At 66.8% G+C, this 25,689-nt stretch carries 20 protein-coding genes and 1 pseudogene; 3 read left to right on the top strand and 18 right to left on the bottom strand.

Annotated features, from left to right (window positions below):
* Positions 1-14: 14 nt before the first annotated feature.
* Both MKK53_RS25715 and MKK53_RS09425 read left to right on the top strand, forming a co-directional pair.
* Positions 15-251 (top strand): annotated as a pseudogene (locus tag MKK53_RS25715) (DNA methyltransferase); the annotation flags it as partial.
* Between the two features lie 191 nt (positions 252-442).
* Complete coding sequence (locus tag MKK53_RS09425) at positions 443-1,102, top strand: DUF5681 domain-containing protein (protein ID WP_243928440.1); 660 nt, start codon at positions 443-445, stop codon at positions 1,100-1,102.
* Positions 1,103-1,266: 164 nt separating this feature from the next.
* On the opposite strand, the gene MKK53_RS09420 is transcribed toward MKK53_RS09425, so the two are convergent.
* The 18 genes from MKK53_RS09420 to MKK53_RS09335 form a co-directional block, all read right to left on the bottom strand.
* The gene (locus tag MKK53_RS09420; protein WP_243928439.1) at positions 1,267-2,592 is read right to left on the bottom strand and encodes an IS701 family transposase; all 1,326 of its coding nucleotides are present in this window, start codon (positions 2,590-2,592) and stop codon (positions 1,267-1,269) included.
* A 97-nt stretch (positions 2,593-2,689) separates the two neighbouring features.
* Positions 2,690-3,403, bottom strand: a complete 714-nt coding sequence (locus tag MKK53_RS09415; RefSeq protein ID WP_243928438.1) for a hypothetical protein — start codon at positions 3,401-3,403, stop codon at positions 2,690-2,692.
* A gap of 198 nt (positions 3,404-3,601) precedes the next feature.
* The gene (locus MKK53_RS09410) at positions 3,602-5,524 is read right to left on the bottom strand and encodes a caspase family protein (protein ID WP_243928437.1); all 1,923 of its coding nucleotides are present in this window, start codon (positions 5,522-5,524) and stop codon (positions 3,602-3,604) included.
* A gap of 61 nt (positions 5,525-5,585) precedes the next feature.
* On the bottom strand, positions 5,586-9,086 hold the full coding sequence (locus tag MKK53_RS09405) for a filamentous hemagglutinin N-terminal domain-containing protein (RefSeq protein ID WP_243928436.1): 3,501 nt from the start codon (positions 9,084-9,086) through the stop codon (positions 5,586-5,588).
* A 42-nt stretch (positions 9,087-9,128) separates the two neighbouring features.
* Entirely contained in the window at positions 9,129-10,829 is a 1,701-nt protein-coding gene (locus MKK53_RS09400) for a ShlB/FhaC/HecB family hemolysin secretion/activation protein (RefSeq protein ID WP_243928435.1), read from the bottom strand.
* 527 nt (positions 10,830-11,356) lie between these two features.
* Positions 11,357-11,944 carry a hypothetical protein gene (locus tag MKK53_RS09395; RefSeq protein WP_243928434.1) on the bottom strand — a complete coding sequence of 196 codons (588 nt, stop codon included), beginning with the start codon at positions 11,942-11,944 and terminating at the stop codon, positions 11,357-11,359.
* A 21-nt stretch (positions 11,945-11,965) separates the two neighbouring features.
* Positions 11,966-12,244 (bottom strand): hypothetical protein, encoded by a 279-nt coding sequence (locus MKK53_RS09390; protein ID WP_243928433.1) that lies wholly within the window; start codon positions 12,242-12,244, stop codon positions 11,966-11,968.
* Positions 12,245-12,280: 36 nt separating this feature from the next.
* Positions 12,281-12,766, bottom strand: coding sequence for a hypothetical protein (locus tag MKK53_RS09385; protein ID WP_243928432.1), 486 nt, complete (start codon positions 12,764-12,766; stop codon positions 12,281-12,283).
* A gap of 77 nt (positions 12,767-12,843) precedes the next feature.
* Positions 12,844-13,722, bottom strand: a complete 879-nt coding sequence (locus MKK53_RS09380; RefSeq protein ID WP_243928431.1) for an N-acetylmuramidase family protein — start codon at positions 13,720-13,722, stop codon at positions 12,844-12,846.
* A 110-nt stretch (positions 13,723-13,832) separates the two neighbouring features.
* Positions 13,833-16,601: a type VI secretion system ATPase TssH gene (tssH, locus tag MKK53_RS09375; protein ID WP_243928430.1), complete on the bottom strand. Its 2,769-nt coding sequence runs from the start codon at positions 16,599-16,601 to the stop codon at positions 13,833-13,835.
* The gene (tssG, locus tag MKK53_RS09370; protein WP_243928429.1) at positions 16,598-17,623 is read right to left on the bottom strand and encodes a type VI secretion system baseplate subunit TssG; all 1,026 of its coding nucleotides are present in this window, start codon (positions 17,621-17,623) and stop codon (positions 16,598-16,600) included. The genes tssH and tssG overlap by 4 nt, the downstream gene beginning before the upstream one ends.
* A complete protein-coding gene (tssF, locus tag MKK53_RS09365; protein ID WP_243928428.1) occupies positions 17,620-19,566 on the bottom strand; it encodes a type VI secretion system baseplate subunit TssF in 1,947 nt (648 codons plus the stop codon). The genes tssG and tssF overlap by 4 nt, the downstream gene beginning before the upstream one ends.
* 31 nt (positions 19,567-19,597) lie before the next feature.
* Positions 19,598-20,104 carry a type VI secretion system baseplate subunit TssE gene (gene tssE, locus MKK53_RS09360; protein WP_243928427.1) on the bottom strand — a complete coding sequence of 169 codons (507 nt, stop codon included), beginning with the start codon at positions 20,102-20,104 and terminating at the stop codon, positions 19,598-19,600.
* A gap of 171 nt (positions 20,105-20,275) precedes the next feature.
* Positions 20,276-20,758 carry an Hcp family type VI secretion system effector gene (locus MKK53_RS09355; RefSeq protein WP_243928426.1) on the bottom strand — a complete coding sequence of 161 codons (483 nt, stop codon included), beginning with the start codon at positions 20,756-20,758 and terminating at the stop codon, positions 20,276-20,278.
* Between the two features lie 182 nt (positions 20,759-20,940).
* Positions 20,941-22,452, bottom strand: coding sequence for a type VI secretion system contractile sheath large subunit (gene tssC, locus MKK53_RS09350; protein ID WP_243928441.1), 1,512 nt, complete (start codon positions 22,450-22,452; stop codon positions 20,941-20,943).
* Between the two features lie 46 nt (positions 22,453-22,498).
* Positions 22,499-23,029 (bottom strand): type VI secretion system contractile sheath small subunit, encoded by a 531-nt coding sequence (tssB, locus tag MKK53_RS09345; protein ID WP_243928425.1) that lies wholly within the window; start codon positions 23,027-23,029, stop codon positions 22,499-22,501.
* A gap of 347 nt (positions 23,030-23,376) precedes the next feature.
* Positions 23,377-24,708: a type VI secretion system ImpA family N-terminal domain-containing protein gene (locus MKK53_RS09340; protein ID WP_243928424.1), complete on the bottom strand. Its 1,332-nt coding sequence runs from the start codon at positions 24,706-24,708 to the stop codon at positions 23,377-23,379.
* Between the two features lie 12 nt (positions 24,709-24,720).
* The gene (locus MKK53_RS09335) at positions 24,721-25,272 is read right to left on the bottom strand and encodes an OmpA family protein (protein ID WP_243928423.1); all 552 of its coding nucleotides are present in this window, start codon (positions 25,270-25,272) and stop codon (positions 24,721-24,723) included.
* A gap of 94 nt (positions 25,273-25,366) precedes the next feature.
* On the opposite strand from MKK53_RS09335, the gene MKK53_RS09330 reads away from it, so the two are divergent.
* Positions 25,367-25,689: contractile injection system protein, VgrG/Pvc8 family (locus tag MKK53_RS09330; RefSeq protein WP_313901539.1), on the top strand; the 323-nt coding region annotated here is incomplete at its 3' end.

Genomic DNA, 25,689 nt, shown 5'->3' with positions numbered 1-25,689 from the left:
CGAAGCGTCCGGTGATGGAGCAGGTGCGCGCCTATCTCGACCACAATGCGACCGCCCCGGTCCGTCCGGCGGTGGCGGAGGCGGTGGCGCGCGCCCTGGCGCTGCCGGGCAATCCGTCCTCGGTCCATGCCGAGGGGCGGGTGATCGCGGACGCCATCAAGGACGTCTCGGCCCGGGGCGGCATCGTCCTCGACCTGTTCGGCGGGTCGGGCTCGACCGCGATCGCCGCCCATAAGACCGGGCGCCGGGGCTACCTCTGCGAGCTCGACCCACTCTACTGCGACCGGATCATCCGGCGCTGGGAGAACTTCGCCGGGGACGAGGCGGTGTTGATCGCCTGCGGGTTCGATCGCCGTTCCGACGAAAGGGCCGCCGCGTGAGTGACGAATCCAACGAGCATAGGCGTGCATTATCACGGCGTCCTGTCCCGGACGGCTACGCGGTGGGCTACGGCAAGCCACCGGTGGCGAGCCGCTTCTGCAAGGGACAATCGGGCAATCCGGCCGGGCGGCCCCGGGGGAGCGGAACGAGGAAGGCATCGCCCCTCCCCTCGCCGCAGGAGGAACGGCTGAAGGCGATCGTCCTGGCGGAGGCCTACCGCACGATCCAAGTGAACGATGCGAGCGGGCCGATCTCGATGCCGATGGCGCAGGCGGTGATACGCTCGCTGGCGGTCAACGCCGCCAAGGGGCATCATCGGGCCCAGCGCCAGTTTGCAGAATTGCTGGCGACGACAGAAGGCGAACGGCGGCGCCGGCACGAGGAATGGCTCGGCGTGGCCCTGACCTACAAGCTCGAGTGGGAGCAGGAACTGGATCGCCGCGCACGGCTGGGCATCGGGGGTCCTGAACCTCTGCCACACCCCGATCACGTCCGGATCGACATGTATGCAGGCACGGCACGGATCGTCGGCCCGGCCACAAAGCAGGAGAAGGCGAAGTGGGACCTGTGGCAGGCTCAAAAACCTCTGCTCGAGCGGGAGTTACGCGGGTATGAGCGGCGGCTGCGCAGGCCCGATTGCCCGGACCGGCGGGCGGTTGAGCGCGAGGCCGATCGAACGAGACGGGCATTGGCTTGGTTGGACGACGGCTCGGTGGGATGATCCCCCATCGGTCGGCAGCGATCCCTGCCCTCCGAGACGCTACGTCGAACACCCTCGGGACTCATGTCGTAGACGGCAGGTCTGCTTCGCAGAAGGGCCGTCATAAAACCTAACGGTTTCCTACCGACATTAACCCGACCTAGCACTACCTGGGCACTTTGAGGTCAGATGGCAGCCGGAAGTGACGCCGGCAGTGCGGGCATTGCACGGGCGGGATGAGCACCACGAACAGTCGGCCGATGATGGCCTGACGCACGGCCGGCAAGCTCGGAGACGGCGGCGGTCCTCGGAGGCCGGCCACCTTTTTTCCCCCGACCCGCTCGTTCGGGCCGAGCAAGGCGCAGATGCTGCAGGTAGGCGCAGGCGATGCACGTCATCAGCGCGTGCCGGTGCAGGCCGGTCCAGGAGCGGCCCTCGAAGTGGTCGAGGCCGAGTTCCTCCTTGAGCTGCTGGTGGACATGCTCGCAGACCCAGCGCGCCTTGATCGTGCCGGCCAAGGCCCACCGGGTCGTGCGGGGCGGCAGGTTGGACAGGTAGAACTTGCGCTCGCCCGAGGCGCGCCACTCGCCCACCAACCAGACCTCGTCGCCCGGCAGATAACGGTTGTTGGCCCAGACCGGGCCGTCGCCCACCCGCACGCGGGTCATGGCGAACCGGGCCGAGAGCGCGCCCTTCGTGCCCTGCCGCCACGTCACGCGCCGCCAGGGCAGCGAGGCTAGAACCGCCTCGGCCTCCCGCGGCTCCTGATCCGGCACGGGTTTGTGCGCCCGCCCGCCCGGCTCCACCAGCCGCACGCCGGGATCGTAGACCTTCTGGTTCCTGGCGATCCCGACCGCCCAGGCCAGCCCGCGCGCGTCGAGGCCATGGCGGAACACGGCGCTACAGCCATAGCCGGCATCGGCCAGCACCACACCGAAGCAGACGCCCTCGGCTCGCAGGCGATCGAGTTCGCAGAGCGCGATCTCGCCCTTGCGCTGCGGTACGACCGCCGCCTCGGGTACGCCCGCCCTCTCACACCGCTGCGGGTCAGCGAGCCACTCCTCCGGCAGGAACAGGCGCAGGGCAACCGGCACGGGCACCTCGCCCCGCGCCACGGTGAGCGAGACGAGCGATTGGCAATGGGCCTTCTTGCCGAGCGCCCCACAGTACTGGCGCGCCACGCCCACCGAGTGCGTGCCCTTGTTCGGCAGGGCCGTGTCGTCGATCACCAGGCAGGCATCGGATCCGCCGACCAGCCGGTCTGCGGAGCGGGCCAGCTCCGTCCAGAGCGGGCTGTCGTGCCAGGCGGGGCTGGCGATGAAGTGTTGCAGTTGGTCGTGGCCCGGCAATCCGAGGCGGGCCGCCATCGGCTGCAGGCTCTTGCGATCACCGGGACCGAGCAGGCCGCGCAGGTACAGCGGCGCCCAGGTCCGCCGCGTCTTGCGCCCCATCGCAGCCAGAAACGGGGCCAGCCATACATCGAGGTCCGGCCCCGACGATCTCTCGCCCATGTCCATCTCCCGCAGTGCCACCGCGGGATCAAAACGCCCACCGCCCCTCAAAGTGCCCAGGTAGTGCTAGTCACGAGAGGCCGATCAGAGCGGAAGCTCAAAGCGACGAAGCGATCGCACCAAAACCGAGGGCACGGGCGCGGGCGCGGACCTGCGCCTTCTGGTCTTCGGTAAGGACATCGAGGAGAGGGCGGGCCGCCGAGTAGATCCGCATGCCGGCCCCCACACCGAACGCGTCCTTCGGGTCCTGGCCGGCGCGGTGCAGGGCCTCCTGCTGGGCTCCGAGTTCCCGCAGGGCCTGCTCGACCGGAGGCCAAAAGGCCTCCTGCTCACGGGTGAGCCGAAGGGAAAGCCTCATGCGGCGGATCTCCGTCGCGGTGAGCAAGCCCTCCACATGGAGCTGGGGTTTCGGCACGGGAGGCGCTTGGAGGGCCTCCGGGGACCGGGCAGGCTTGACATCGGCTTTCACCGGCGGATCCGTCCGTCTGGATGCCGGCGCGGGGGCGGCGGGCGGAGGCACGGGTTCCGCCTCGCGCATCGTCGCCTTGCCGGGCTTTCCGCGGGTATTCGGCCGGTCGTCCCGCTCAGGCTCGGCCAGATCGCCTGACGGCGGGGCGGGCGGGGGCGGGGGCGTCAGCGAATTGAAAGGCCTGGGCGCCGTCGGCACCTCGAGGAGAACCGCCTGCTGCCCGGTTCCGGCGAGCCGCTTCTCTCCGGGGGACAGGCTGACGATCGCAAAGGCGCCGGCCGCCACCGTGGCGACGAAGGCGGCAGTCCCGCCGGCAAAGACCGCGATCCGCTTCGTGTCCATGCTTCGCCTTCGAAACGGTGAGCCGGCCCGCCGGACCCCCTGGCCGAAATGTTCGCACCCGAAGTGCCGCCCCACCCAGCCTCAGCGCCATTAGAACACATCCGCTCGCGAGGGCAGCGGATATTCACATTGGTGAGCGATTTTTAATTGGATTCTGCATTCCGCAGATCAACAGCTTCGCCCATACATGCCGGATCTCTATTGAAGAAACATCGTCCCCGTCTGGCGCCAGCGCTCAAGGGCCTGGCGCATCTTCGCGCCGCCCTTCCCGTCGAGGGAGCCGCCATAGAAGCCCACGCTCTGGAGCTTCGATTGCAGAGAGCGAAGGGTATCCTGGGACCACGAATCGGGGTGGTGCACGACCTGGTTGATGACCTCGCCCGTATCGGACGCCGCTCCCCGCAGGAGCATCTCGGCGGCATCGCCCGGGTTCTTCGATACGGTCCGGCCCTCGTCGAGCAGGATCGCGGCCGAGAGGAATCCGCGGGGATCGCCGAGCTCCGTGGCTCGGATGAAGTAGGTGAGCGCCCGCCCGTCCTTGAAGACCCCCCGTTCCGCCAGCACGCCGAGATTGTAATTGGCGATGGCCGAACCGGCATCCGAGGCGCGCCTCAGCAGTTCGATGGCGCGGGTCGGGTTGCGGGCAATGCTGTGCCCTTCCAACAGGGCGACCGCGAGGTTGATCGCCCCGTCGGGGCTTCCCCGCTCTGCGGCCCGGGCATACAGCGCGTAGGCCGCCTTGGGGTCCCGGGAGGTGCCGTCGCCCGTCTCGAGGATGAGCCCGAGGCTGACCATCGCCCGCAGGTCGCCCCGGTCGGCGGCGGAGCGATACAGGGCGATCGCATCCGCGCGCTGGCCCGTGGCCGCGAGGGCCCGCGCCAGCAGCGCCGCATAGTGAGGCACCTCCGGATGCGCGTCGTGGGCAGACTGGCAGGCGGCGACGGTCGCCTCGCCGTTGCGGGCGAGTTCGCCGAGGGGGACGCCGGGCGTGTTGGCGGTCGCGTCGCGCGGGTGGGTAGCGTTGCGTTCGCAAACCGCCTCCGGCTTGAGGTCGGCGTCCTCATTGCTCGGCAGCGACCGGAGAAGCTCGCGCGCCGAGGTGAGATGCCGGCCGTCGGGCCTGCGCTCGATGTAGAACTCAACGAGGGCCCTGATCCGCGAACGCTGCGCGAGATCCCAGAGCCGGTCGTCCGAGACGCGGTCCACGTCCGAGGTGCTGCGCGACGCGCTCTGGATCGTCGGATCGAGGGAGGCGACCTTGACGATCTGCTGCGCTTCCTTGGCGTGGGCGCCTTCGGGAAAGCGGTCCATGTAGACCCGCAGGAGGCTCGGATCCCGGGTCGAGGCGGCCAGCTGCCAGAGCTGGGTCTCGGGTGACAGGGACGCGGCCGGACCGGGGGCGAAGTAGAATTGCTTCGTCAGGGACGAGTTCTCCCACGGCACCTGGATGCCGCCCGTGGCGGCGATCACGTCCTTGCGCACCTCAATCATCATGGAGTTCACGTCCTGCCCCCGGACGGAGAGATGGCCGAGAAGGGCCTCCGCGAAGGGGCTATTGCGGCCGCCGCCGTCATACGCCCGGTTGTCGGGCTGCGTAGCGTAGGCGAACAGGAAGCCGGCGGCGCTACCGACCCGGGCGAGGCCGTCCTGCAGCTGCGACGAGAGGCCGATCTGTCCGGCACTGCCCCGTAGGGGATTGTCCCGGCAGGCATCGAGAAAGATCAGGCGGTTGCTGCGGCTGCCGTCGAGGCTCGAGGTGATGTCCGAGAGATCGATGGTCTGGCTGCGAACGTCGTCGGCCTTTTTGATCACCGCATCGACCGGGACGAGGTAGTTCCGCTGTTCGATCTGGAAGCCGTGCCCCGCGTAATAGACGACCGCGGTGTCCGCGTCCTTCGCCTCGGCCTTGAAGCGGGCGATGAGGGCGAGCATGTCCGGGCGGGTGAGGTCGCTCCCCTTCAGAACGGTAAAGCCCAGGAGCTTGAACGCCGTCTCGATGTCGGCCGCATCGTTCCGAGGGTTCGTGAGAGTCGGAAACGCCGCGTAAGCCGCATTCCCGATGACCAGCGCGACGCGCTTTTCGCTGGTGGCCGTGACTGGGCCGGCGAACCCGATCGCCACCCATCCCCACAGGACCGAGGTCCGTGCCAGACGGCCCAGCCGGGGCAAGGAGGCCCGCCGGCTAGAGTCCGACGGCACGCGAGAGGCGGCTGTCGACGGTGCGTAGGGCGGAGGCGATCGCATTGCCTTGCCTCAATTGAATACGGGTCACGGCCGGCTCGTCCGCCCGGAGCAGAGAGATCGCCTTGCGCACGGCTACCACGGCGACGGCGACGGCCGCCCGCGCTTCAGCAACCGTCCTGGCCGCTTTCACCTGCTGGGCCGCCTGACGGATCACGGCAGGCAGGCCGCGGAAGGCCGGGGGCAGTTGCTGCAGTTGAATATCCAACTGATCGGCGAAGCCGCCAAGGGCGTCGCTGTAGCAATTGGCGATCCTGCGTGACGCCGAGCCCGATTTGCTATCACAGGCGGCGAGCCTCTCTTCGAGGAGGTTGGAGGCCCGCTGGACCGAGTTCAAAGCGCTCTGCGCGCCAGCGCGCGTGGAACTGCCGTCCCCGGTGGTGCTTCCCTGACCAAGGCCGAGGGTTGGGCCGCCGCCGCCATTGAGTTCGAGGGAGTCGGCCAAGCTGAGAGCGGCCACGTTGAAGTTCGGCAGGATGGTCGTGATGTTGGGCGTGACCCTGGCGTTGTTGAGGTTGTTGGCCTGCGTGGCGGGATCGGTCGTCGGCGTCTGACCAGTTCCAGTGGGGGCGCCCCCCGAGATGCTGTAAAGTTGCGGATAGGAGCTCGCTGTCGGCGGCGACCACGTGGTCTGGAAGTCCCAGCCCTGGCTGGACGCGAGCGGCACGAAGGTCGCGGCGTTTTGGAACTGCGCGGTCGTCAGAGGAGTCGTCCCGGCCGGGTTTCCGTTATTGCCCGTGGCAGCGCCTTGCCCTGTCGTAGAGGTGTCCCAGAACGAGGCCGATGCCGTGCCGCTGTTGACGAAGCCGACGAGACCTCCCGTCGAGACGTTGGGACCAGTGCCGGCGGTGACCCGCCCCACTGCGTAGGCTTGGCTAAACGATTGCGTGGAGTAGCCGAGGAGGCCGCCCGTTGCGCTTCGCCCGTTCGCATTGCCGCCCTGGACCGCCCCTGTAGCGTAAGCCTGCCGTAATGGACCCGCTCCTTCGACGCGCCCGATCAAGCCACCCGTGTAGCTCCCCGACGTTCCGCCTATCCCAGCCCCTCCCGTGACGGCTCCGGTCGCGTAGACCTGAGAGACAGTCCCGGAACTCGTATTCCAGCCGATCAGCCCTCCTGTGTCAGTGCTCGAGTTGGACGCACTGCCTCCGAACACGTTCGCGGTCGAGAATGATTGCGCAATCGATCCGGCATCCTGGTTGGTGCCGACCAGGCCGCCCGTTTCGGATTCCGTTCCCCCACCACCCCGTACGGTTCCTCCGAAGCTCGAACCTGTGACGCTGCCGGAATTCACTCCGAGCAAGCCGCCCGTATGGGCGAAGGTTCGCGAACCGGGAGCCGTACCGCTCGTCACGGTCCCGTTGATCGTGATGTTCGCAATCGTAGAATTCGTGGCAAAGCCGACCAGTCCACCGACAAAGCTGTCGCTCGCGCCCGCATAAGTGCTGGTGACGTTGACGTTATTGAGCCTCAAATTCTCGATTATCGCACCATTCGCGTAACCGAACAGGCCGACATATTGAGCCGCGGAGGTGATATTCAATCCGCTGATGGTATGACCCAGGCCCTCCAACGAGCCGCCGAACGGCGCCGATTGGGTCCCGATCGGCGAAAGCCGAATGCCGAACTCAGCAAGATCCGCGGCATTCAAGTCGGACGCAATGGCGAATCTGCCGTTAATATTTTCCGGCCGGAACAAGAGAGCAAAATTCGTTGCGTTATTTATGATCGTGTACGGCACATCGTTGATAGTAAGACTCTGTCCCGCCGTGCTGCCAGTAAAACTCGCCCTCCCACTCGGCCCGAAGCTCAGCGATCCGCTGCCGTCGCCCTGCCGGGTGTTGAGGACCAAGCCGCCGCTCCCGCTGACGGTCAGGGGCGAGTTGACGATGATCGAGCGAGAGGCGCTGAGCGTCAGGATCGTCTGGCCGCCGCCGTTTCCGGTTCCCCAGATCACCGGCGCCGCGACGGTGATGTCGCCGGCCTGGCTTCCAGCGCTGCCGGAGCCGCCCGTCGTGACCGTCACGTTGGCGCTGCGCAGGGCATTCTGCAGGGTCGTCGCGTTGATCACCGAATCGTTGCCCGTGGCCGCGAAGCCGGTCGGGTTTGTGTCGGTCCCGGTGGAGATCGTCACGTTGTACGGGTCGAGCAGCAGGGTGCCGAAGCTGCCCTTGGCCGCGGTGAGGATCGTCGTGCCGTCGTAGGCGAGGACGCCCTTGCTCGAAACCTCCGCCTGACCGCCATTGCCCCCCTGGGCACCACCGGTGGCACTGATGAGCCCGGTGAAGGCGGTGCGGTGGTCGGACCACACCACGACGTCGCCGCCATTGCCCGTCCGTCCGGCATTCGCGCTGAGCGTCGTCGCCGCATCGACGGAGGTCGTGCTCGCCCTCTGGAGCGTCCCCCGCCCCTGGAAGCCTCCACCGACGCGGATCGTGCCGCCACCCGCCTGGCCGTCGGCCAGCAGGGCGGCGCCCTGAAGGCGGATCGCGTCGCCGGTCACCGTGATGTCGCCGCCCCTGGCGGCCTGGCGCGGCGTGGAGCGGGCCACATGGCGCGAGACGGCGGCGCGGGCGGAGACATCGAGCCTGCCGGACACCGTGACGGTTCCGCCGTCGCCACCGCCGAGGACGATGGCACCGTTGCGCCCCCCGATGCTGTGCGCCTCGATAATCCCGGAGAGGTTGATAGCATTGCGCGCGGCAGCCCGGGCGGTGGCCACCTGCATCACCACCTGCCCGCCCGGCGCGGAGATCCGGCCGCTGTGCTGTATCAGCGCCCTGTCGGAGCCGTCGTCCCGGGAGGGGATCGCCACCTGCAGGAAGCCGTCGCCCGAGAAGTCGAGGGTGGCCTGCTCGCCGGCCCCCAGGCCGACCCGGCCCATCGGCACGCTGATAACGCCGGAATTGTCCACCTTGCCGCCGAGCAGCGCCGCATAGCCGCCGCGCTGGATCTCGATCGTGCCTTGGTTCGAGACCGCTGCCGACTGTCCGTTCCCTCGAAAGGTGCGCTTGCCCGAGGCAAAATCCTGGTCCGAGATGTCGAGGGTCGAGGCCACGAAGGCCCCCGCCCGCACCGTGCCGGAGGACGTGATGGCGATGCCGTTCGGATTGACGAGGTAGATCTGCCCGTTCGCGTTGATCTGCCCCGCGATGGTGGAGGTCGCCGACCCGGTCACGCGGTTGAGGATCGCCGAGGAGGCCGAGGGCTGGTTGATGTCGACGCGGTTGCCGGCGCCCACCGAGAAGCCCTGCCAGTTGACGATCGCGGTCGGCGTCGTCTGCTGGATCGTCATCTGGTTCGCGGAGGGCGTGGAGATGGCGACGCCGCCGTAGACCGTGGTGGCGCCGGTGGGCAACTCACCCGCGCCGACGAGGCCGGGCTGCGTGATCGCGGTGCCTGCCAACAGTGCCTGAAGCAGGGTTTTACAGGTGCGGTTCATCGCTCGGACTCGGATAGACGACGGTGAGGCGGCGGTGCTTGGTCAGTAGCGAATGGATCCGACTACGGTGAAACGGTTGCCGTCCGGCAATCCGTCGTCCCGGAAGCGCCGGCCGAATTCGAGGGTCAGGGATGTGAGCGTGTCGGTGGGAGAGGCTTGGCTGAGGAAGCGCACGCCGATGCCCGTCGCGCCGACATGGGTCGTCGCCTTTTCCACCGCGCTGGGGCGCTCCAGGAACAGGGCGCCGCCCGCGCCGAACACGTAAGGCGCCACCGTGAGGGGCAGGCCCTGGGGGTTCACCGCGAAGGGCGCCGAGAGCTCGCCCCGGAACACGAAGCCGCTGTCGCCGGCCAGGGTCCCCGCATCGAAGGTGGAGAGTTCCTGGAACGAGGCGAAGCCGATCTGTTCGCTCCGGGCGAGGGGCTGGCCGAAGGACGTCTGCGCCCGGGCATAGAGGCCGAGGACGACGGGGTCGAAGAGCAGCTGCGTGTAGGTGACCACGGCGTCGAGCTTCTGGAACTCGGCATCCGCGCCGAGGCGGGACAGGGGCAGGATCGGCGTGGCGTCGGCGGCGCTGCGGGCCCCCAATCCGTCGATCCCCAGAGACAGGGTCCCGCTGCCGGCGAGCACGCCGCCATTCTCGAACCGGATGTCGCCCAGGCCGCTAAGCCGCACCACCCGCAGCCTGTCGAGGCTCACCGGCAGGAGAGTACCCGGGGCGAGGAAGTCGAGTTCGTCTCGGGTCGCGTCGAAGGCCGCCTCCGAATAGAAGTTGGCGGTGCGGCTGCGCAGCCACGGATAGCGCAGGCGGAACGAGTACCGCTCGAAGTCGCTTGTCGTCTGAAAATTGGTGGACAGGCGCGGGGTCGTCTGGCTCTTGGCGGCCTCGAAGTTGAAGGTGAGGCCATCCGTGCCGACGGGCAGGATGAAGCCGCCAGCGAAGGTGCGAAGCCGCGGAAATTCGCCGGCCGGGCTGCCGACGCCAAGGTTGTCGTTGCCGCCCGGATGGCCGAAGGCGCGGAAATAGACGGTCTCCCCGAGGCCGAAGGCCGTGTTGATGTCGAGACCGCCGCCCAGGGAGAAGCCTCCGAGTTGCCTGCCGAAGGTGTTGTCGCCGCCGAAGAAACCGGTGACCGGCTTGTAGATCGCGTCGATGATGAGGTTCGTGGCCCCTTGGGCATTGCTGGGGGCCAGGGTCGAGCGCAGGGCGGTGCCGGGCGTATCGCCCGCGAGGAGCAGGCGGCGCTCGATCTCGCCGAGCTGCAGGTCACGCTGGCCCACCAGCGGCTCCAGCAGGGCGGCGACGCGCCCGCGGACTGGCTCGGGCACGTTGCGGAAGTCGATCCGGTCGATATACCCGCTCACGACAACGAGGCGCAGCCGGCCGCCGTTGCGCAGGGTCTGGGCCGGCAGCACCACGCGGGTCAGCACGGCTCCGCTGCGGATGAACGCGGCCTCCAGGTCCCGCGAGGCGGCGAAGATCTCCGAGGCCGGGACCGTCCGCCCGATAAGGCGCGATTCGACGGCCTGAATCTCGGCGGCGAAGCCCGGCGGCGCATTCTCGACCGCGATCCCCGACAGGCGCACGCTGAGGCGCTCGGCCCCCGCCGGCGTCGCGAGTCCCGGCTGCCCCGAGAAGACCAGGCCGGCGCTTCCCCCGCCCTGCGGAGGGCGGAAGGTCGGCGGCGTGACCTGGCTCGCCGTCTGCGCCATAGCACCGCCGCAGGCGATGAGGAGCCCCATCACAGCGGAGGGTGCCCAGGCGGCCCTCGCCACGGAGGCGGGACGGGACGTAGGCCGATCGTCAGGCATCCTTCCCCGCCCAAACCGTTTTGAAAGCTGCGCCATGACTACTTCTGACCAGAAAGCCTGCACCGTCCGGAACAATGCTTCGATGCAACAGACGGACGAGGCACGTCCGCAATTGAAGCCCTGTATCCGGCGGTCGCTTAACAGAAGCCGCCGTCTTCGCCCCGCAGAAGCCTTGCCGCCCCTGCCGCTGCGCCGTCGTGACCCCTCAACGACGACTCTATCTACACTACTTTTTCCGGGCGAAATGATTTCAATGCGGCAGATATGACCGCAACCACATCAATGTGCTATATTCGCAACACGGTAGACTACGTGCTTGTTGGATAGCTAGATCCCATCGCCGCGACCAAGCTCGACCATCGTCGAGACGTTGAACCGCTGCTCGACGGCGTGTCGCGACAATCGAAGACCGGTGAACATAAGAGAAAAGAGTCGGGATCTAGGCGAGAATGGGCCCATCAGGTCCGCCGTACGCCGGCGGCCGCCTCCCAAGGCGAGAGAAACAACCTCGGATTGGACGCGACCGTCCAGGTTTCGAGCTTGGGGCCGATCAGTGCGACGAGGCCCTTGTTCTCTTCGCCATCGGTGGTCCGCACCGGGATGATGTATTGAAGTCCGCCGCCGGCATAGGATTGCGTCGACGGACGCCAGTATACGTCCGAATTCCAGCTTGACCAGCTTTGCGAATCTTCTTGACGCACCCGCGTCTTCTCGGAAATTTTCGGTTGGAAGTGGGCCTTGCCGACCGCCACCGGGATCCGGGCGCCGGCCGGCACCGTCATCACCCACATCAGCGCCTTGTCGCCCCAGTCGTCGCAGATCGCCCAGCCATCGCTGATCCGGTCGATCAGGTGACGCCCAGTGCCGGGCTGGGCAAGCAGGGCGGCCACGTCGGAGGCATGCATCCAGAACCGGCCGAGCTTGCCCTTCCTGCCGCGGCCCGAATGGCTGAACCGGACGAAGCGCATCGGTCCCTCGATGAGGGCGAAGCGATGGAAGCCCATGGCAAACGAGCGCCACTCATCCTGGGTGATGTCGAACTGCATGGCCCCGCCCCCGCCCCGTGGTCAGGCCTCGTCATCCCGGTAGAGCGTGCCCCATTCGGGCTGCCACAGGCCGTCGGGATCGACGACGACCATCGCGACCTTGAAGTCGTTGGCGAACTTCACGGCTGCGCGGAAGGATTCCTTGAGGGGCATCTCCGCGCTGCGGAAATCCTTCGGCAGGCGGCCCGGAGCCGCGGAGGCCGGGCAGACGAGGGTCCCGGACTGCTTCTCGCCGTCCCGGGCCAGGATGAGGGACAGGGCGTCGGATGGGGCCTCATCGACCTGTTCGAATGTGTTCATGGCCGTCTCGACTGTGTCTGTTGACAATACGATCAGTCATCGCGTCGCGGAAAGGCGGGCTCTCGCCGCTGTCGCGTCGGCAGCGCCGAGAAGGCGTTTGGTTCCCGCGTCGTCGATTCGCCATGCGCCGTCGCGGAAAGCGTAGACGTAGCCCGCCTTGACCGGTGGGTCTTCCAGTCCGAACCGTCGCGCCTTATACAAAATGACGAGCGCACGGGGGCCGGTTCCGGATGGCACCGTGAGGATGGACGCGACGTCGAGTTCCCAAAGTCCGTTGACTTCGTGTGGAGGTGGTAGCGACGTCCGCTCGGGTTCGCCGCCGCCGTTCGACATGAGAACAAACCCATTGAAGACAGTATCGTCCTCGGACTGTTTGTAGAGCGCGACAACACCTTTGCGCTTGTCTCCGAGATTAATCTCAACGGGGGGCTGCAAAAGCGTCGAGCCCTTTGGAAGTGCCGACTGAACGAGATTGTTGGTGTCCTGGCCGGGTGGCTTGGAGGGTGCGGTCTGCGACGCCACGCGACCGGCACCGGGCAGCACCGACAGACTGACCGCGAGAAGGACCGCGATTCCGAGGGAGCGCTGATGTCCCGACATCATAGCTTGGCCGCTTGTTTGGATGCTGACTTCGAAAATTTGGCGTAGGCGTTGGCGAGCTTAATATCGTATTTATTGTCCGCGTAGGCAGGACCGTTGTATCCTACTGCAAATGCCTTCCAGTCCTTTGACTTGATGCTTGAGACAAGTTTGCTTGATTTGATGAATTTAACGAATGCCTCCAATTGCTTAGACTGCGATTCGAACATGGCCGCGACCATGTCTTCGACCGTGCCGAAGCCACAAGCCTTAGCGTTGAAGCCCATGATTTGGAACATGCCCCAGGAGGCGGATTGAAGAGCCGCCACCCGATCCAGGGCCATCGCCTTGGTCAATCGATCGTACTCAGCCTCCCCGCCTTTGTAGAGGCCCTTGTTCCATTTCTTGGACGAGATATCCGGAAAAGTACTATCGTACACATGAAACGTCCGTTTAGAAAAAATGTGAGCTTCAAACAGGATCTTGGGTCTATTGGAAGGAAAGAAGCCGTCTCCCTTTGACTCCACCTCGGTGACTGCCTGGATGGCGGCGACATCGCAACCGAGCTCTTTAGCCGCCGAAGCGAAATCGGCCGCAGCAAGCGCGGCTGTACTTCCTCCGCTGGGAAGGTCGATGGACTCCTGTTCGCAGAGTGGCGCAACCGCTCGATTTTCCAGGACAGTTACCGCTGCGTCGTCGGGGCGGATAATCCCCGTTGCTTTAGTTTTCAGAACATGGGCCTGGAAGTAGTCGATGGCACCAATCGTCGTGATGCCGATCTTACCGTCCGGCTTGAGCGAGACGCCGTAGACGGCATCGTTCAGGAGTGCCTGAATCCTTGCGACGTCATCGTGCCGATTGACGGCCCCACGCCCTACGCTCCTTAAAATACTCGCCATTGCCTGTGACCTCCCTTTTGGCGTCCAACGCACCGGCTGCGTCCATTGACCCCACCGTCATTGTCCAAAGCGTGTCGAATTATTCTTAATTATGCCGAAGTGTAGCAATGTCATTCAAATCTAAAATCAAAGGCGTTCGCGTCCATCTTGATAGCGACCTTTGGAATTTGGAGATTGCTTATGGTCCTGTGGAGAATTTGGCGCGACAATTCAGGCAGCAGCGTATTCGTCACGATGTTATCGATCATCCGGCCCCCGGAATCTGGGTCGTTGCACTGGGCCACGATGTGCGCCACCACGGCGGCGTCGTAGTGGAACGAGGCGCCGTGGTTCTCGCGCAGGCGCTTGCCGATGCGGTCGAGCTGGAGGCGGACGATGCCGCCGAGCATGTCTGGCGAGAGCGGGAAATACGGGATCGTCACGATGCGCCCGAGGAGCGCCGCCGGGAACACCTTGAGGAGCTGCGGGCGCAGGGCCACCGCCAGGGCCTCCGGATCGCTCGCGTAGGAGGGGTCCTGCGAGAGCTGCATGATCGTGTCCGTGCCTACATTCGAGGTCAGGATGATCAGGGTGTTCTTGAAGTCGATGCGCCGCCCGGTGCCGTCCTCCATCACGCCCTTGTCAAAGACCTGGAAGAAGATCTCGTGCACGTCGGCATGGGCCTTCTCGACCTCGTCGAGGAGGATCACGCTGTAGGGCCGGCGCCGCACGGCCTCGGTCAGGCGCCCGCCCTCGCCGTAGCCGACATAGCCGGGGGGGGCCCCCTTGAGGGTGGAGACGGTGTGGGCCTCCTGGAACTCGCTCATGTTGATGGTGATCATGTTCTGCTCGCCGCCATAGAGTGCCTCGGCGAGGGCCAGCGCGGTCTCGGTCTTGCCGACACCGGAGGGGCCGCAGAGCATGAACACGCCGATCGGCTTGTTCGGGTTGTCGAGCTTGGCCCGGTTGGTCTCAATGCGCTTGGCGACCATCGTCAGGCCGTGGGATTGCCCGACCACGCGCCGGTTGAGGATCTCCGGCAGGCGCAGCACCGTCTCGATCTCGTCGCGCACCATCCGGCCGACCGGGATGCCGGTCCAGTCGGAGACGACGGAGGCCACGGCCTGCTCATCGACATGGTCGTAGATCATCCGCGCCTCGGGCTCGATCCAGCTCAGGGCGCCGGCCTTCTCCCGCAGGGCGGCGCGGCGAGCCTCCCCGCCCTCGGGCAGGGGAGTGCCCTCCGGCGAAGGCCCCCCGGACCCGGAACCCTCGTCCTGGCCGTCTCCATGCCCCTCCTCGCGGTTGGCGCCCACCAGCTCGGCCGCCTCCCGGGCGGCCGCCGCCGCGTCCGGCGCCCCCTCCCCCGCCGCCAGCGCGGCGCGTAGCGCACGGATCTCGGTGACGAGGCCGGTCTCCCGGGACCAGGCGTCCTCCAGGCCGTCGAGCCGGTCGCGCAGGCCCGCGATCTCACCGTCGATCTCCGCGATCCTGTCGGGGACGTCGAGGCCGAGGTCGGCGTCGGCGGTCAGGGCCGCCCGCTCGCTCTCTTTGGCGCGGATCGCCGCCCGGGCATCCGCGATGGCCGCGGGAACGGAGGTCTGGCTGATGGCGACGCGGGCGCTCGCGGTGTCGAGCAGGCTCACGGCCTTGTCGGGCAGCTGGCGGGCCGGGATGTAGCGGTGCGAGAGGTTCACCGCCGCGACCACCGCCGCATCCGAGATGCGCACGCCGTGGTGGCGCTCCATCGGCTCGAGCAGGCCGCGGAGCATGTCGCAGGCCTGAACCACCCCCGGCTCGCCGACCTGGATCGCCTGGAACCGGCGGGTCAGGGCGGGATCCTTCTCGAAGTACTGGCGGTACTCGGCCCAGGTCGTCGCGGCGATGGTCTTGAGGGTGCCCCGGGCCAGGGCCGGCTTGAGCAGGTTGGCCGCGTCGCCCGTCCCGGCCTGGCCGCCCGCGCCGATCAGGGTATGCGCCTCGTCGATGAACAGGATGATCGGCTTGGGCGAGGACTGCACTTGGTCGATGACCGAGCGCAGGCGCTGCTCGAACTCGCCCTTCATCGAGGCGCCGGCCTGCATCAGGCCGATGTCGAGGGCGTGGAGGCGCACGTCCCGCAGGGGGGGCGGCACGGCGCCGGCGGCGATGGCATGGGCGAAGCCCTCCACCACGGCGGTCTTGCCGACTCCGGCCTCCCCGGTGAGGATCGGGTTGTTCTGGCGGCGGCGCATCAGCACGTCGATGAGCTGGCGGATCTCGTCGTCGCGGCCGCGGATCGGGTCCATCTCGCCGGACTGCGCCCGCGCGGTGAGATCCTGCGAGAATCGGTCGAGGGCGGTCTGCCCCTTCGGCGAGGCGGCGGCGGCGCCCGGCGTGCCCGCCGCGACGGGCCCCGCGCCGTCCATCGGCCGCAGGTTCTCCTCGTCCGACCGCGCCCAGACGGCCCGGTGCTCGCCCATCAGGGTCTCGACCGGGATCCGGCCGAATTCCGGCGACAGGGCGAGGAGGGTCCGGCGCAGCTCGTTGGTCTTCAGGGCTCCGATCAGCAGGTGGCCGGACCGGATCTGCGTCTCGCCAAACATCAGCGTGGCGTAGTGCCAGCCCCGGTCGAGCAGATCGACCACGTGGTTGGCGATGCCGGGCATCTCGGTCTCGTTGCGCCGCATGGCGTCGAGCGCCTTGCCCAGGTCGGCCGCGAGCCGCCCCCGGTCCAGGCCGTACTTGTCGGCGGTGAGCACGAGGTCGCTGGATTCCTGCCCGTGGAGGCAGGCCAGCCAATGGGCGATCTCGACATGGCGGTGGCCGGCGGAGCGCGCCAGGCGCAGGGCCTGGATGAAGCTGTCGTAGCCGACGCGGTTGAGCTTGCCCGTGACGGTCTCGAGGCTGATGTCGCTCACGATTGGCTCCCTGCACGATAGTCTGGGCGACCCACCCGCTCCGCGGGGTGGAAGCGTGCGTCGCGCCGGTGGGAGGATCCGGACCCGTCCGCTCCGCTGGCGAGCCAGCTCGTGTAGCCGAGCTTGCCGGATGACCCGAGGCGCGTCGGCACCACCGCCTCGACGGGCAGGGAGAGCTCCACATCCCAGTCGAGTTCGTCGCCGAGGTAAAACAGCACGAGGTCCGCCAGCATCCGGCAGCGCGCGCCGCCGGGCAGCAGGCTCTCGTACTCGGGCAGGTCGGAAGCGAAGATGCAGAGGCGGATCCGGTCCTCGACCGAGTATACGCTCTGCCCGAGCAGGGCGTCCTGCCCGAGGGACGCGTTGCGGCGGCCGAGGAGGGAGCGCTCGCCGGGCTCGAAGACCAGGAAGGTCCCGACGAACTCCTCCACCTCGACGCGGCAGCCGAATAATCCCTCGATGGCGTTGCGCAGACGCGAGCCCGAGCGGACCGCCGGCGCGAGGAGCCCGGTGAAGGCGAGCTTGCTCGCGTCCGGGACCGTGTCGAGGCCGCGGAAGGCCGGCGAGCCGAGGCCGATGCCCGAGCCAACATAGGCCTCGAACCGGTCCGCCTCCGGATGTTCGTGCTGCGCAATCGGGCGGGCATCCGCCCAGGCGCGGAAGAACAGTTGCAGGAAGCGGTGGTTGAAGACGTCGAGGAAGCGGGGGAAGGCGTCGTCGCGCTCCAGCAGCCAGCCGTGAGCCTCGTCGGTCACGCCGAGCGGCAGCGCGCCCTGGGGGCCCATGAGGCCGAGGAAGCGCACGAACAGGCGTATCCGCCCGGCCCCGTCCCGGTCCGCTGCGGCGATGGTCGAGGAGGGGAAGTCAAGAAACGGGTCCTGGCCGAGGCTGACGCCATCCTCCCGCCGGGTCGCGCTGTCCCCGATCCGGGGCCGTTCCGGCTGGGAGCGCTCGATCAGGCGCAGGGTCGCGAGCAGATCATGGGCCCAGGGCTCGGCGAGGAGGCGGTCGGCGGCGCTCATAGCAGCCTCCGGCGGCCGACCCGGGGAGGACCGCGCAGGATCTCGCCACGCTCGACCGTGCGCACCACCGTCTGAGTGAAGTGGTTCAACGAGGCATATTCCGCGAAGAACCGGTCGAGGACCGCGCCAAGGAGATAGGGGCCGGTTCCCTCGAACGCTTTGTCGTCCAGGGTCACGGTCACCTCCGTGCCCCGGGCCGTCCCGGTGCCGACGCGCTGGCGCAGCCGCCGGACGACCGGCCGGCTGTCCACCGCGCGGACGCCCCGGATGCGCCGCTCGACGGCGCTGTCGGACAGGTCGGCGAACAGCATCAGCACTTCGCGCAGGGCCTCGCCACCCCGTCCGGCCCGCGACTCGACGAGGCCCAGGGGGTTGAGGCTGAGCAGGCTGATCAGCCGCCAGGAGACGGCGCCGGTGAAGAGCGCCTCCGACCGCCCCCGGAGCTGCGCCACCACGGGTTCCCGCGGCCGCGTCGGGCCGGCGGAGCAGACGATGTCGAGGGTGCCGTCGTCGGCCAGCCGGAAGTCGGCACCGGACTCGCCGACGGGCAGCAGTTCCGGGAGGTGCCGGTTCGAGCAGAGAGCCCGGATGCTCAGTTCCGCCACCCCCCCCTCCGCGTCAAGACCGACCGGCTCGGCGAGGGAGAGGAACAGGTCGGTGCCGACATAGTCCGAGGGCGTGCCGAACTGGCGTTCCCGGGACGAGCGCCGCCGGGGCATGCGGCGCACCGTGTAGAAGAGGCCGGAGGCGCCGGTGCCGTCCGCCGGGGCGTAGAGCGGCCGGACCGGGACCTTGCCCGCCATGCCCGGCTGGTGGGCATGAACCTGGAGAACCCGGTGAGGCTCGAAATCCAGGGGCCGGCTCCGGTCCGCCACGAGGTGGTATTCGTGCTGGCTCGTGCGGACAGGGACCCGGTCGAGGCTCATCTCGAAGAGGTTGACCGCCGGGACGGCATGCAGCGTGAAGAGCTGCGGGCCCACGGCGGCGCCCAGGCGCGGATTGGCCTCCCCGAAGCTGACGAGGACCTCGACGGCCTGGGCCTGGACGGCCTGCAGGGCCTGGCGAAGACGTGTGAGCCTGAACCCGAGGAACTTGCGCGGGAAGGCGAAGTATTCGCGCAGCAGGTCGAAGCCGTCAAACAGGCGGTTGTCCTTCGGCAGCAACGCCTCGTCGGACCCGAACCCGATCGGCTCCAGACTGTCGATCGGCAGGGATCGCAGGACCGGCTCACCGAAGGAATCGAGGTAGCGCAGGTGAAGGCCGGTGCAGCCGGAGAAGATCTGCTCGTAGAGGGCGACCGCATCGGCCTCCGGGCCGACGAGATGCACCACCAGCTCATCGACGGGGCAGCCGGCGAACAGGCTCTGCGGATCGGCAGCCGCATGTCGGGCCGGCTCGTCCTGCTGTGCCGTGCGGTAGGCGAGGGTCAGCCGCAGGCCGGCGAGGGCGTCGTGCCCCTCGATCCCGAGGACCTGCAACTGGCCGGGAGAGCCGATATACTCGGCCCCCGCGATGTCGAAGGGCCAGATCCGGAGTTCCCCGGTCGTCTTGAAGCGGCAGGAGATCTGGCGCTCCCGCTCGCGGTAGGTGGCGTCGAGCCGGGAGCCGCGGGCGATCCGGGGACCGTCGCGCAGGGCGGGATCGCCGAAATTGGGCTTCACCTTTACGAGCACCATGGACGGTGTCGGCGCGAGGTAGTTCGGAACGAGTTGTTCGATGAGGTTCTGGGTGAATTCGGGGAATTCGCTCTTGATCTTCAGCTGGACCCGGGCCGCCAGGAATGCCGCCCCCTCGAGCAGGCCGGTGACCATCGGATCTCCCTGGTTCTCCACGAGGCCGCCCAGCCGCTCGGCGATCCCCGGATACTCCTCGGCGAATTCCCGGGCGTGGTCGCGCAGGAAGCCGAGTTCCCGATTGTAAAGGTCCAGGAATTCGCGGTTCACGCAGTGGGCCCCACTCTCTGGCTCGGAGCGCTCATCGGCGTGCGACCCTCATGCGGCCGGTATCCCGGTCCAGGTCGGCGACGAACTCGACGGGCACGTTGAGCGGGTCGGCACGGATCTCGGCACGCACCAAGAAGCGCAGCGTCAACTCGGCGGGGTCCACATCCAGGTCGCGCCGGGCCATGATCGAGTCCGGCGCGAGGCGCGGCTCGAAGGTCCGCAGGGCCGTCTCGATCTCCGCCGCGATGCCGGTCACGGCGCCGTCGTCGAGCGTCATCCGCGCGATGTCGACGAAGCCGTGATTAAGGATGGACCGGCGTGCCTCGGGGAAGTCCTCAAGGTCAAGGTCGGCCGCGAGGTGGACGACGTTCATCAGCCGCTCAAGGTCGTGGCTGACGCTGCGCTGAAGGTCGGCGGAGTTGACCGAGGCGCGTTGCTGGAGCCGGCGGCCGGGAACGATCCGGCCGCCCGCCGCGTCCGTCACCTCCACCCGGCGCCTTGCATCGCGCTCCTCGTTGGCGATGCGGAAGATTTCCATCAGCGAGTTCCGGACGGGCATGCCGCCTGCCCTGGTCTTCATCCCTGTCTCCCGAATAGGGGCCGCGCCGGCAAGCCCGCGCGGCTCCGATCGCACTCGCTCATTGTTCTTGCACATTGTCTTCCGCCGAACCGGTGTCCAATTCGGCGGATCATGCTTGACCGGAACGCCTCAGCCCGCGACGTTCTTGGCGATGTGCCACTTGTGCTCGGTCTCGGCGCCCTTGCTGCCGTCGTTGTTCTGTACGGCGTATTTCACATGGAAGGTGCCGAAGTTCAGCGTGATGTTCTCGGTGAGCCGGTCCTCGCCGCCGGAGCCGCCCATGGACACGTGCGTCACGATGATGTCCTCGAGATCGACCGTGAGGTACTCGAGCGGCTTGTCGCCGGCCTTGCGGACGATCAGCTTGCCCTTGCTGATGTGCTTACCGCTGCAGCAATGCTGGAACAAAGTCGGGCTCGACTTGTCGATGTATTTGGTGATGCTCAGATCCTGAATGCTGACCTTACCGGAACCGGAACCGGAGCCAATATGGGTCGTGCCGGACTGGGCCGCGCCCCACGACCAAGCCAGGACGTCGATCTCGTCCTTGTACTTGCTGTCGTGCGCCTCACCCTTGATGCCCTCAAGCTTGAGGAAGATATCGACGGCCATGGTCTCGTCCTTTCAGTTGAAGTTGTATGGGGCTTCGGGGAAAAATTGGGGAACTCAGTCAGCCGTCCTCAACTCCCGAACGCCTTGACGCGTGCGGGGCTTGCGGCCCCCATCCGGCTGCCGGGGAACTCTCCCTGTGCTTGACACTTAACGTATGCTGCCTCGATGCGAGGGCCGGATCGTCACTGCTTCGGCTGCGGCAGCCTGGAGACCAGGCTCATGCCAATATCCATGCCTTCCAGCTGATAGTGTGGACGAAGATAGAACTTCGCGGAGTAATATCCGGGGTTTTCCTCGTCGGGGAAGATGTCGACCCTGGCCGCCGCGAGGGGCTTGCGCGCCTTGGTCTGCTCGGTCGAGTTCGTCGGGTCGCCGTCGACGTACTCGTTGATCCACTCCTGCAGCCAGCGGGTCAGCTGCGCCGTCTCCTTGGTCGAGCCGATCTTGTCACGCACCATGCACTTCAAGTAATGCGCGAAGCGGGAGACCGCGAACATGTAGGGAAGGCGCGAGGAGAGGTTGTCCGAAGCCGTCTGATCAACGCCATTGGCACCAAAGTACTGCTTCGGCTTGTAGAGCGACTGGGCCCCGATGAAGGCCGCCTTGTCGGTGTTCTTCCTGTGAATGAGCGGAATCAATCCGGACTTGGCGAGCTCGGCCTCGCGGCGGTCGCTGATCGCGATCTCCGTCGGGCATTTGAGATCGACCCCCCCGTCATCGGTCGGGAAGGTGTGGCAGGGGAGATTGATGACCTCGCCGCCGGACTGGACACCGCGGATCCGGACCGTCCAGCCGCAATCCTTGTAGGCCCGGTTGATGTTGACGGCCATGGCGTAAGCCGCGCTCATCCAGGCGTACTTCTCGCCGTGATGGCCGTCGCTCTCCTCTTCGAAGGCGAATTCCTCCACCGGCTCGGTCTTCGCGCCGTAGGGCATCCGCGCCAGGACCCGGGGCATGCACAGGCCGACATAGCGGGAATCCGGAAGGTCGCGCAGGCTCTTCCACTGCGCATAGTCTGGCGTGTCGAAGATCTTGCCGAGATCGCGGGGGTTGGCGAGCTCGGTGAAGGAATCCATGCCGAGCAGCGTCGGCGAGGCGGCCGCGAAAAGGGGGGCGTGGGCCGCGCTGGCGACCTTGCCGAGTTCGCGCAGCAATTGCACGTCCTGCGGGAGGTGGCTGAACTCGTAATCCGCGATAAGGCAGCCATAGGGCTCGCCGCCGAGCTGGCCGAATTCCGCCTCGTAGACCTTCTTGAAGAGCGGGCTCTGGTCCCAGCGGGCGCCAGGGAACAGGCGCAGGTTCTTGAACACCTCTTGCTTGGAGGCGTTCATCACCTTGATCTTCAGGCTCGAATCGGTCTCCGAGTTGAAGACGAGGTAGTTCAACCCGCGCCACGCACTCTCGATCTTCTGAAACTCGGGCGCGTGGATGATGGCGTTGACCTGCGCCGTCAGCTTCTCGTCGATGCGCGCGATCATTTCCTCGATCGTGTCGAGGACCTCGTCCTTGATGAGCGCGGAATCCGCCAGGGCTTCGCGCACCAGGGTTGCGACCGCGCTCTCGACCTCGGTCGCCGCCCTCTCGGTGCGCGGCTTGAAGCTTTGTTTCAGGAGACCGGCAAATTCGTTCGCCTCGGTCGTCTGCGAGCCTGCCGGAGCAGAATCCTGCGCAAGCCCAGGGCTGTCGACTGCCATCGCGGGGTTCCACAATTCGAGGGTAGAGAGAGGTTTGAGCGGGCGCTCAGGAACCGGACGTTTCGGTGCTCTCGCCGGGAGGCGCCTGAGACAGCTGCTGGGCGAGGGCCTCCATGAGGGCAGGGTCCTTCAGGAGCGCCTTGAGCTGGTCGCTGGCCGCGACCTTTCCGTCCATGTAACGGAGCAGGTTCGCGAGCTGTTCGCGGGCTCCCAGCAGCTTGGACAGCGCCGGAACCTGCCGGGCGACGGCGGCCGGTCCAAAGTCGTCCATCTTCTTGAAGTGCAGCTCGACAGACATCTTGCTGTTGCCGCCGGAAAGCCTGTCTTCGACGTTGAAGCGCGCCGCGGGATCGATCGCGGCCATGCGCTGCTCGAAGTTGTCCATGTCGACGTCGAGGAACTTGCGATCGGCAATATCGGGCTTCTCCACGGAGGACGCGTTGCCGGAGAGGTCGGCCATCACGCCCATCACGAAGGGCAGCTCGATCTTGCGCTCGGCGTCGTAGGGATCCGCGTAGGTGATGTGCACGCGGGGCGGTCGGTTCCGCTTGATGAACTTATGGCTGGAGTCGGCCATGACGCCCTCTTCAGTAAAGCCAACAGGAACAAATCGCCCCCTCAGCGGACTGACTGATTCCGATCAGTACACAAGCTTGAGGCTTCGTCAACGCACATGGGATTGCAAACCGTAACTCTGCTCCGAATTGAATACCGAATCCGCCATTGCTTTAAGATTTAATCAAATTTCGTCTTCACTGAAGAGGTCAAAAAATCCGATCCCAGGCATTTGCAGCCCGATGAGCCACATTGGCGCCTCCCTCGGAAGGATGATAGGAAATATTCGTGGCCGATTACGATCGCGTTACTATTGGCGAAATCAGCGAGGCCGAAGGCCGGCTCGAGATACGCCAGGCCATGGCCGGCTCATTCGTCGTGCCCTTCGGCCAGGACGTCTTTCAGAATGGCGAGAAAGTCCCTGTCGGCGAAGCCGACGGCCTTGTCGAGGAGGAGCGGTATCGGGCTCGCCGGCTCGACGCGTCGGAAATGGCCCCCAATCTGGCGCAGCAGCGCGAGCATCTCGGCCCGTGTGCCCACATGGAAGGCCGTCTCGGCCTCGCCTTCCCCGGCATCGGCCGTGGCCTCCGGTACCGGGCCGTCCTCGCCGTCGCCGGGGACCGCAGCGAGCTGATCGAAGCTCAGGCGCAAGCCGCGGCTCGAACCGAGGGCGATCGTCGTCTCGGAGGCGCGGCTCGGCATGAGGATGCGCATCACATCCACGAAGGATCGGCCGATCAGGTCCTGGGCTTGACGCACCAGGACCTCCGCGGGGCTCGATGGCTCGTGCCGCCGCAGGTAGGCGGCGGCGGCTGCAAGCGCCGAGCCGGCCTGGGCGGTGGTGCTGATGGCGCCCACCGCGGCGGCCACGGGCTCGGGCCCGGCGACGGTCTCCCGGCCCACCGGCTCATGCGGGGCCGGCTCGGCGGCGGGGGCCTGGACGGGTGCGGCGCCTTTCAGGAAGTCGAGCATCCGGCCTACGATCCCGTGCAGGCGATCGAGGGCGACGCGGGCGCCGTGTCCTCCCAGGGAGGCGGTCAATGCTTCGATGGCCTCGCAGGCGTGGGCGATCGCCGTCAGGGCATTCCGGACTGGCTGCAAGGCCTCGGGATCGGCCTCGGCAAGGGCCCGCTCGACCGCGACCCGGTCCGGTCCCGGCTCGGAGCCGCGGGCCGCGACCTCCCCGTCGGCGATCATCAGCGCGCGGAAATCGATATGGCCGTAGCGCCGGCTGTGGAAGAGCGGCAGGTGCTGCAGGGGCAGGATGACGGTCGGGTTGTCCTCCAGGGTCTGGATGACGGCAGCGCGCAGCTCGAAGCCATCCGCATCACCGCGGGGGTGCAGCGTGTCCCATTGGACCCGGAGCAGCGCCTCGACGGCGCACGCCACGTGGCCGAATCCCACGAGGTCGCGGTTCAGCATGGCCAGCCGCCCAAGCAGGGCCAGCAGGCGCAGGTCGCGGGTGCGGTCCAGCAGCCCAAGGAGCAGCTTGCTCTCGCGCTCGAAATCGATGGTCGATCGATCGAAGGTCTGCAGGTCGCCCGCCTCGTCGCGGGTCAGGAACGAGGCGGGCAGCTGCCCCTCGACCCGGGCGAGGCCGTTCAGGAAATCGAGGTCACCCTCCTCGTCGAGGTCGTCCCCACAGGGCGAATCGATGCCAATCGGTTTGACGATCTCGGCCGGGTCAATGGCGAGGGCCATGCCGCCAGCGCCCTATTCCGATCTCAGGTGAGCCTCGACCCGCCGGTTTTCGCCGGAGCGGATATCCAGCACCAGAGGCTTCAGCTTGCCGAACCCCTTCGCCTCGAGCCGGTCGGAGGGGATGCCCCGCGCCGCGAGGAAGCTGACTACCGAGCGGGCTCGCCGCATGGAGAGGTCCAGGTTAAAGGCATCGCTTCCGGTCCCATCGGTATGGCCCTCGACGACGAACTGCGATCCGTTCAGCGTCGGGTCCTGCAGGGCGCGCGCGAACTCATCGAGATTGGTGCGGGCCGCCGATGTCAGGTTCGCCGAATTATAGTCGAAGTTGATCCGCAGGTCGAAGCCGCTCACGACCTTCGGCTGCGCCGAAACGTCTTTCGGACACTCGCTCTCGGTGCCGATGCAGATCGCCCGGCTAGCGCCGAGATTCACCTTCTTGGCGGGCGCGAAATGGGCGACGATGTCGGATGCCTTGTACGCCGGCTGTGCGCAAGCAGTCCCGATCGGCGCGAAGAACGCGAGGAACGATACGAGGGCGACGGCCCGACTCTTATTGTTGGACATCTTGGCGCTCGGGATGTCGAGGATTGACGTTTCGGGAACCATTCGGATAGTGACTTATCGTAAGCCGTCCCGGAAAGCTAGCGCGGATCAGACTGTGGATCATGGCGCCTCGACCAGTTCAGACCAGCAGGGGCGTGTGGCTGAGTTAGTCACACCCGCCGGCGCCAATAAGTTTGTTTTGGTACATTTTGAGGGAACGGAAAGTTTATCTAGCTTATTTGAATATCGCGTTGAAGCGCTTTGTGATGATCAGAACTTTAATTTCGACAATTTTCTCGGAAAAAGAGCTCATGTGCGGTTTCGATCCTATGGAAGAATCGATCGGTTCTTCAGCGGCATCGTCGTTGATACACAGTGGATCGGGACCCGGCAGGACTCCTTCGCCTATCGCCTGACGCTGCGGCCGTGGCTCTGGCT

It is taken from the genome of Methylobacterium sp. J-076 (assembly GCF_022829405.1).
Classification (GTDB): domain Bacteria; phylum Pseudomonadota; class Alphaproteobacteria; order Rhizobiales; family Beijerinckiaceae; genus Methylobacterium.
Note: the sequence above shows the minus strand (reverse complement) of the source record. Positions and strands in the feature narration are given on the sequence as shown.